This is a genomic window from Scandinavium sp. (genome assembly GCF_032012665.1).
GTDB lineage: Bacteria > Pseudomonadota > Gammaproteobacteria > Enterobacterales > Enterobacteriaceae > Scandinavium.
The window spans coordinates 32,387-39,532 of record NZ_DALZVG010000034.1 but is presented as its reverse complement, the minus strand read 5'-3'; the positions used below and the strand labels follow the sequence as shown (position 1 = coordinate 39,532).

The 7,146-nt window shown below is 55.3% G+C and carries 8 protein-coding genes; 7 read left to right on the top strand and 1 reads right to left on the bottom strand.

What is annotated here, in order from left to right:
- Window positions 1-204: 204 nt before the first annotated feature.
- Window positions 205-1,245, bottom strand: a complete 1,041-nt coding sequence (locus RTU33_RS20005; protein ID WP_312629724.1) for an oxidoreductase — start codon at window positions 1,243-1,245, stop codon at window positions 205-207.
- A gap of 203 nt (window positions 1,246-1,448) precedes the next feature.
- On the opposite strand from RTU33_RS20005, the gene blr reads away from it, so the two are divergent.
- The 7 genes from blr to rsxC all read left to right on the top strand — a co-directional run.
- Window positions 1,449-1,592 carry a division septum protein Blr gene (gene blr, locus RTU33_RS20000; protein ID WP_312629722.1) on the top strand — a complete coding sequence of 48 codons (144 nt, stop codon included), beginning with the start codon at window positions 1,449-1,451 and terminating at the stop codon, window positions 1,590-1,592.
- 110 nt (window positions 1,593-1,702) lie between these two features.
- Window positions 1,703-3,103 carry a GH1 family beta-glucosidase gene (locus RTU33_RS19995; protein ID WP_312629720.1) on the top strand — a complete coding sequence of 467 codons (1,401 nt, stop codon included), beginning with the start codon at window positions 1,703-1,705 and terminating at the stop codon, window positions 3,101-3,103.
- Between the two features lie 224 nt (window positions 3,104-3,327).
- Entirely contained in the window at window positions 3,328-3,543 is a 216-nt protein-coding gene (gene ydgT / locus RTU33_RS19990) for a transcription modulator YdgT (protein WP_312629719.1), read from the top strand.
- A gap of 78 nt (window positions 3,544-3,621) precedes the next feature.
- Window positions 3,622-4,050 (top strand): DUF2569 domain-containing protein, encoded by a 429-nt coding sequence (locus RTU33_RS19985; protein ID WP_312629717.1) that lies wholly within the window; start codon window positions 3,622-3,624, stop codon window positions 4,048-4,050.
- A gap of 77 nt (window positions 4,051-4,127) precedes the next feature.
- Complete coding sequence (gene rsxA / locus RTU33_RS19980; RefSeq protein ID WP_312629716.1) at window positions 4,128-4,709, top strand: electron transport complex subunit RsxA; 582 nt, start codon at window positions 4,128-4,130, stop codon at window positions 4,707-4,709.
- A complete protein-coding gene (gene rsxB / locus RTU33_RS19975) occupies window positions 4,709-5,287 on the top strand; it encodes an electron transport complex subunit RsxB (RefSeq protein WP_312629714.1) in 579 nt (192 codons plus the stop codon). Before rsxA ends, rsxB begins: the two co-directional genes overlap by 1 nt.
- The coding region (gene rsxC / locus RTU33_RS19970; RefSeq protein WP_312629712.1) for an electron transport complex subunit RsxC at window positions 5,280-7,146 on the top strand (1,867 nt) is incomplete at its 3' end. The genes rsxB and rsxC, both read left to right, overlap by 8 nt.

Genomic DNA, 7,146 nt, shown 5'->3' with positions numbered 1-7,146 from the left:
TTTTTACACCAGCTACCGGATCGGTCAACCGATCCTTAAACGATCGGCATTAGGAGAATGTCCCGGCTCTTTATGCTCTGCATATTGCCAGGTGGCGGAGGTAAATGCAAAGCGGCAACTTCGGTTGCCGTTTTTAGTGTTTGCGCCCTCTCCCGTGGGAGAGGGTTGGGGTGAGGGCATCAGCGTGCGCCTCAATAGCTGCACTCAGGTCAGGCTCAGCGTTGAGCGGTGCTTCGCCGACTCAATGCCCAGCTCAATCAATTCCATAATCTGAATCGCCTGGCTCGCCGGAACCGGATTTTCACCGTTACCGTTCAGGGCATCGCGAATACCCGCATAGTATGCCGGATAGTTGCCCGGCACCGTCAGCCAGGTTTCTTCGGTGCGATCGTCACCGTCCACGCGGGTCAGTACGCCATCACGCATGTCGTAGCCCCAGTCTTCCTGCGGCAGGCGTTCACCGTTTTTCAGACGTTCTTCCTGTGGATCAAGACCGTATTTCACGTAGCTCGCACGGGTGCCGTGTACGATATAACGCGCCGATTCTGCCGCAGCCAGCAGCGTGCCATGCAGCACCACACGGCGCTGCGGATAGGTTAACACCGCATGGAAATAGTCCGTAGACTGTGCGCCCGGACGGAGCTGCGCCAGATCGACAGTCAGACTCACCGGCAGGCCAAACAGATTGATGGCCTGATCCAGCAGATGCGGGCCTAAGTCGTACCAGATACCGCTCCCCGGGCCGCCCTGTTCACGCCAGCGGTTGCGGACTTCCGGGCGGTAGCGGTCAAAGTGCGATTCAAAAAAGGTCACTTCACCAAGATGACCTTCGGCAATCAGCTGCTTCACAGTCAGGAAATCGCTGTCCCAGCGGCGGTTGTGGAATACCGAAAGCAGACGGCCCAGGCCGCGCGCCAGCGCGTCCAGCTCACGTGCCTGTGACAGTGTCACGGTAAAGGGTTTATCCACCACTACATGCTTGCCCGCTTCCAGTGCGGCTTTCGCCAGCGGGAAGTGGGTATCGTTTGGCGTAGGAATGACAATTAAATCAATGGTCGGGTCGTTAAACAGATGCTTCGGCTCCGAAACGACCTTCACGCCCGGCCAGTCTGCCTTGACCTTCGCTTCGTCACTGCTGGAAACCGCCGCCAGCTCCATGCCTGGCGTGCCGCTAATCAGCGGTGCGTGGAAGGTTTTACTCGCGTAGCCATAGCCAATTAATCCGACGCGGATAGTGTCACTCATGTTTTCGCCCTCATCTGTGGATGGCTGTCATTTCACAACATCTGTCAGAACCTCACAACTGTTTATTAACAATTCGCTCTCGCGAGCGTCTTAAACCTTCAACAGATGGTGAAAAATGATGCAGATTGCTCGTTTCCCGCCCTGGCCTGAACGCAGTGTTCCTGGTAACATTCCTGGCTGGATTTTTGGAGACAGTGATTGTTATGACTATGGTATTTAACCGCATCGTCGAGCTGGTGGGCTGGATTGTGCTTGGGGTTTGCGTATTGCTGCTGATTGCAGCGCATCACATTGATAACTACCAGACACCAGAAGCCCCCACTACGGCTACGACGCCGCACAAGTGATTGTCAGAAAGTGACCCTGGTCGCAACTATGCAACCGGTTTCTGAAACCGGTTGCAGATTTACATTTCCCCTCCGTACACTGCTTTTATCTTATCGATAAGGAGCGTGTCATGGCCGCATTTCCAAAAGACTTTCTCTGGGGCGCAGCAACCGCCGCGTATCAGGTTGAAGGCGCACATAACGAAGACGGTAAAGGGTTATCCATCTGGGATGTGTTTTCTCATCTGCCGGGAACGACTTACCAGAACACCAACGGTGATATCGCCGTCGATCACTATCACCGCATGCAGGAAGACGTGGCGCTGATGGCCGAAATGGGTCTGCAAAGCTACCGATTTTCTATTTCCTGGCCACGTCTGTTGCCAAACGGCCGCGGTGAAGTCAATGAAGCCGGGATCAAATTCTACAGCGATTTGATCGACGCCCTGCTGGCTCACAACATCGTGCCGATGATTACGCTCTATCACTGGGACCTGCCGCAGGCCTTACAGGATGAAGGCGGCTGGGAAGCCCGCGCTACGGCAAAAGCCTTCGAGGAGTATGCACGTCTGTGCTACTCGCGCTATGGAGACCGCGTAAAACTGTGGGCAACGTTCAACGAGACCATCGTATTTATTGGCCACGGCTATATCACCGGCAGCCACCCGCCTTCGGTAAAAGATCCGGCACGCGCGGTGCAGGCCTGTCATCAGGTCTTCATTGCCCACGCGCTGGCGGTCAAAGCTTTCCGTGAGATGAACGTGCAAGGTGAGATTGGCTTCGTTAACGTCCTGCAGCCTCATACGGCGCTAACCAACAGCCCGGAAGATCTGGCCGCTACGGCCATCGCCGATGCTATCCATACCCACTGGCTCTACGATCCGGTTCTGAAAGGGCACTACCCTGAGGATTTACTTGCGCAAACGCAGGCGCTTTGGGGCGTTCCACACTTCGAATCCGGCGACGACGCACTGCTGCGCGATAATATTTGTGACTTTATCGGTCTGAACTATTATCGCCGCGAAACCGTGGTCGCTAACCCAGGCGAAACCAGCACCGCCAGCAACCACAACGGCGAACCGAACAGCGGAAATGAATTCGGCTTTAAGGACCTGTTTAAATTCGTGCGCAATCCGGACGGTGTTTATACGGACTGGGACTGGGAAATCTGGCCGCAGGGTCTTACCGACGGCATTATGATGATCAAAGAACGCTACGGTGATATTCCGATGTACATTACCGAGAATGGCCTGGGCGCAAAAGACCCTATTATTAAGGGTGAAATCGTTGATGACCCGCGTATTGATTATTTGAGCATACATATTACGGCGATGGAAAATGCAATGCTGCAAGGCGCAGATGTGCGCGGCTATTACCCATGGTCCTTTATTGATCTACTAAGCTGGTTAAACGGTTATAAGAAACAGTACGGCTTCGTTTATGTTGATCATCATCAGAATCTGGCCCGAAAACGTAAAAAGAGCTATTTCTGGTACCAGAAGGTGATTGCTACCCGCGGCGAACAACGTTAATCTTCTCTCCCAGGCGCCTTCCGGCGCCTGACATTCCGCCTGGAAAATTCCTAATTCAAATTTTACATGGCCAGAATACTCTTCTGAGCTTGTTTTTGGTGCTTATAGCCTAAATAATTTAAGCGCATCTTGTGACCCGTCAGCCCGAATAACCGGCCCGATGATGAACGCTAACGGGTTATATTTACCTAATAATTACAACAGCATAATTGGAAAGCGCTACAATGACCGTCCTGGATTATTTATTGAAATTTCGCAAAATCAGCTCTCTTGAAAGTCTGGAAAAGCTTTTTGATCACCTGAATTATTCACTCAGCGACACTCAGGAAATCGTCAATATGTATCGCGCAGCCGATCATCGCCGGGCGGAGCTGGTTTCCGGCGGTCGTTTGTACGATATTGGCCAGGTGCCTAAGACCGTGTGGCGCTACGTACAATAATAAAGACTGTTTTCTGTCGCGTCAGTTGCTTATACTTCTCGCCCCGCATTTCTGACTGACGCTGATTTCGGAGAGGTCATGACCACAGAACCTACAGAACGTATTGGCGGCTGGCTGCTTGCCCCGCTGGCCTGGCTTATTGTCGCCCTGATAAGCGTGACGCTGACGACGCTGAATTTTATCGGTGTTCTTTTTGTCGCGAATCTGAAGGTTCTGAGTACCACAAATCTGGTGTTAATCGGCTTCTCACTGCTTTTTGGCCTAGCCATGTGGTGCTACACCCTTTGGCTGACAGCGGCTTTCTTTAAGCGCCGCAGGCTGGTGCCAAAGCATTACATCATCTGGTTGCTTATTATGGTCCTGCTTGCCGTTAAGACGTTTGCCTTCGCTCCGGTATCCGATGCGTTAGCCTTACGTCAGCTGCTTTTCCCGCTGCTGGCTACCGCGCTGTTAGTGCCCTATTTCAAGCGCTCTGAGCGCGTGAAACGCACCTTCGTTAAGCCGTAATAACCTTACAGATAATCTGTTGTCGCCTGCGTCGGTTTGTCCGATAATAGGCGGCTTTTTTTCGTTTCAGGCGCACTATGACCAACTACCTGCTGCTTTTCGTTGGCACCGTCCTTGTGAATAACTTCGTTCTGGTGAAGTTTCTCGGGCTGTGTCCATTTATGGGCGTTTCCAAAAAACTGGAAACGGCGATGGGGATGGGCCTTGCCACCACGTTTGTGATGACCCTCGCCTCCGTCTGCGCATGGCTGATTGATACCTGGATCCTCATTCCGCTGAATCTGATTTACCTGCGCACGCTGGCCTTTATTCTGGTCATCGCGGTGGTGGTGCAGTTCACCGAAATGGTTGTGCGTAAAACCAGCCCGGCGCTCTATCGCCTGCTCGGGATTTTCCTGCCGCTTATCACTACCAACTGTGCGGTGCTTGGCGTGGCGCTGTTAAATATCAACCTCGGGCACAATTTTCTGCAATCGGCGCTGTACGGATTCTCCGCGGCGGTGGGTTTTTCGCTGGTGATGGTGCTGTTCGCCGCTATTCGCGAACGTCTGGTGGTCGCCGATGTCCCTGCCCCGTTTAAGGGTAACGCCATTGCTCTGGTCACCGCAGGGTTAATGTCTCTGGCCTTTATGGGCTTTAGTGGTTTGGTGAAGTTGTAATGACCTTAGTGTGGATTGCCATTGCGGCCATCAGCCTGTTAGGGCTTATTTTTGGCGGCATTCTCGGATACGCTTCACGCCGTTTTGCGGTGGAAGACGATCCGGTGGTAGAGAAAATCGATGAAATTCTGCCGCAGAGTCAGTGCGGCCAGTGCGGCTACCCGGGCTGTCGTCCCTATGCGGAAGCCGTCGGCAGCCAGGGCGAAAAAATTAACCGTTGCGCCCCAGGCGGCGAAGCCGTGATGCTGAAAATCGCCACGCTGCTGAACGTTGAACCGCAGCCTATAGACGGCGAGGAAGAGGCTTCTGAGCCGGTGCGCATGCTGGCGGTGATCGATGAGCCCAACTGTATCGGCTGCACCAAGTGCATTCAGGCCTGTCCGGTTGATGCCATTGTCGGCGCCACCCGCGCGATGCATACCGTCATAAGCGACCTGTGTACCGGCTGTAACCTTTGCGTCGCGCCTTGTCCGACGCAGTGTATTGAATTACGTCCGGTCGCTGAGACGACCGAAAGCTGGAAATGGGATCTGCAGGCCATTCCAGTTCGTATCATTCCAGTGGAACACCATGCTTAAGTTATTCTCCGCGTTCAGAAAGGACAAAATCTGGGACTTCGACGGCGGGATCCATCCTCCGGAGATGAAGACTCAGTCCAATGGCACGCCGCTGCGCCAGGTTCCCCTTGCGCCGCGCTACGTCATCCCGCTGAAACAGCACATCGGTGCCGAAGGCGAACTCAGCGTCACGGTTGGCGAACGCGTTCTGCGCGGCCAGCCGTTAACCCGTGGCTGGGGCCGAATGCTTCCCGTCCATGCGCCAACCTCCGGTATCGTGGTCGCGATTGCTCCCCACTCCACGGCGCATCCTTCGGCTCTCGCAGAGATGAGCGTTATTATCGAGGCCGACGGTGAAGACCGCTGGATCGACCGCGACGGCTGGTGTGACTGGCAGCAGCGAAGCCGTGACGAGCTTATTGAGCGCATTCATGATTTTGGCGTTGCAGGCCTGGGCGGCGCTGGCTTCCCGACCGGCAGCAAGCTGAAAGGCGGCGGCGATAAAATCGACACGCTTATCATCAACGCCGCCGAGTGTGAGCCGTATATCACCGCCGACGACCGCCTGATGCAGGATTGCGCGGCCCAGATCGTCGACGGTATCCGCATTCTGATGCACGTCCTTCAGCCGAAAGAAGTGCTGATTGGCGTCGAAGACAATAAGCCGCAGGCCATTTCGATGATGCGCGCCGTACTCGCTGATGTTCATGGCATCAGCCTGCGCGTCATCCCGACCAAATACCCGTCCGGTGGCGCAAAGCAGCTGACGCAAATTCTGACCGGCAAGCAGGTTCCCCACGGCGGTCGCTCATCTGATATTGGCGTGCTGATGCAGAACGTCGGCACGGCGTTTGCGGTGAAGCGTGCCATCATTGACGGTGAGCCGCTAACCGAACGTGTAGTGACACTCACCGGTGAATCCGTTACCCGTCCGGGCAACGTCTGGGCGCGACTGGGCACGCCGGTTCGTCATTTACTCGAAGATGCTGGCTTCTGCGCCACGCCTGAACAGATGGTGATTATGGGCGGTCCGCTGATGGGCTTCACCCTGCCCTGGCTGGACGTGCCGGTGGTAAAAATCACCAACTGTCTGCTGGCGCCTTCCGCCAGCGAGATGGGCGAAGAGCAGGAAGAGAAAGGCTGCATTCGCTGTAGCGCCTGTGCCGATTCCTGCCCGGCTGATTTGCTGCCGCAGCAGCTGTACTGGTTCAGCAAAGGCCAGCAGCACGACAAAGCTACTGCACACAATCTTTCCGACTGTATTGAGTGTGGGGCCTGTGCATGGGTCTGCCCAAGCAACATTCCGCTGGTGCAGTACTTCCGTCAGGAAAAAGCGGAAATCGCCGCCATTCGCCAGGAAGAAAAACGCGCCGCCGAAGCGAAAGCCCGTTTCGAAGCCCGCGCAGAGCGCCTTGAGCGTGAGAAAGCCGCCCGTCTGGAGCGACACAAACAGGCCGCCGTTCAGCCTGCGGCAAAAGACCAGGCTGCAATCGAAGCGGCCCTGAGCCGGGTTCGTGAAAAACAGCAGCAGGCCACCCAGCCTGTCATCATTCAGGCTGGTGAAAAACCTGACAACAGCGCCGTCATCGCCGCACGTGAAGCACGTAAAGCACAGGCCCGCGCAGCTCAGGCCGAAAAACGCCTTGCTGGCGAGCAGACTGATGCAGCCATCGCAGAACAGCTTTCAGACGCAGTAGATCCACGCAAAGCCGCCGTTGAGGCTGCTATTGCCCGGGCTAAAGCACGCAAGGCTGAACAGCAGGCAACAGCCGAGCCTGTCGCGAAAACCGTTGACCCGCGTAAAGCCGCCGTTGAAGCAGCCATCGCCCGCGCCAAAGCCCGCAAGGCTGAACAGCAGGCAACAGCCGAGCCTGTCCCGG

Bases quoted from the DNA above. Each gene is read 5' to 3' on its own strand.
- RTU33_RS20005 (WP_312629724.1), bottom strand. From the start codon at position 1,245: ATGAGTGACACTATCCGCGTCGGATTAATTGGCTATGGCTACGCGAGT.
- blr (WP_312629722.1), top strand. From the start codon at position 1,449: ATGACTATGGTATTTAACCGCATCGTCGAGCTGGTGGGCTGGATTGTG.
- RTU33_RS19995 (WP_312629720.1), top strand. From the start codon at position 1,703: ATGGCCGCATTTCCAAAAGACTTTCTCTGGGGCGCAGCAACCGCCGCG.
- ydgT (WP_312629719.1), top strand. From the start codon at position 3,328: ATGACCGTCCTGGATTATTTATTGAAATTTCGCAAAATCAGCTCTCTT.
- RTU33_RS19985 (WP_312629717.1), top strand. From the start codon at position 3,622: ATGACCACAGAACCTACAGAACGTATTGGCGGCTGGCTGCTTGCCCCG.
- rsxA (WP_312629716.1), top strand. From the start codon at position 4,128: ATGACCAACTACCTGCTGCTTTTCGTTGGCACCGTCCTTGTGAATAAC.
- rsxB (WP_312629714.1), top strand. From the start codon at position 4,709: ATGACCTTAGTGTGGATTGCCATTGCGGCCATCAGCCTGTTAGGGCTT.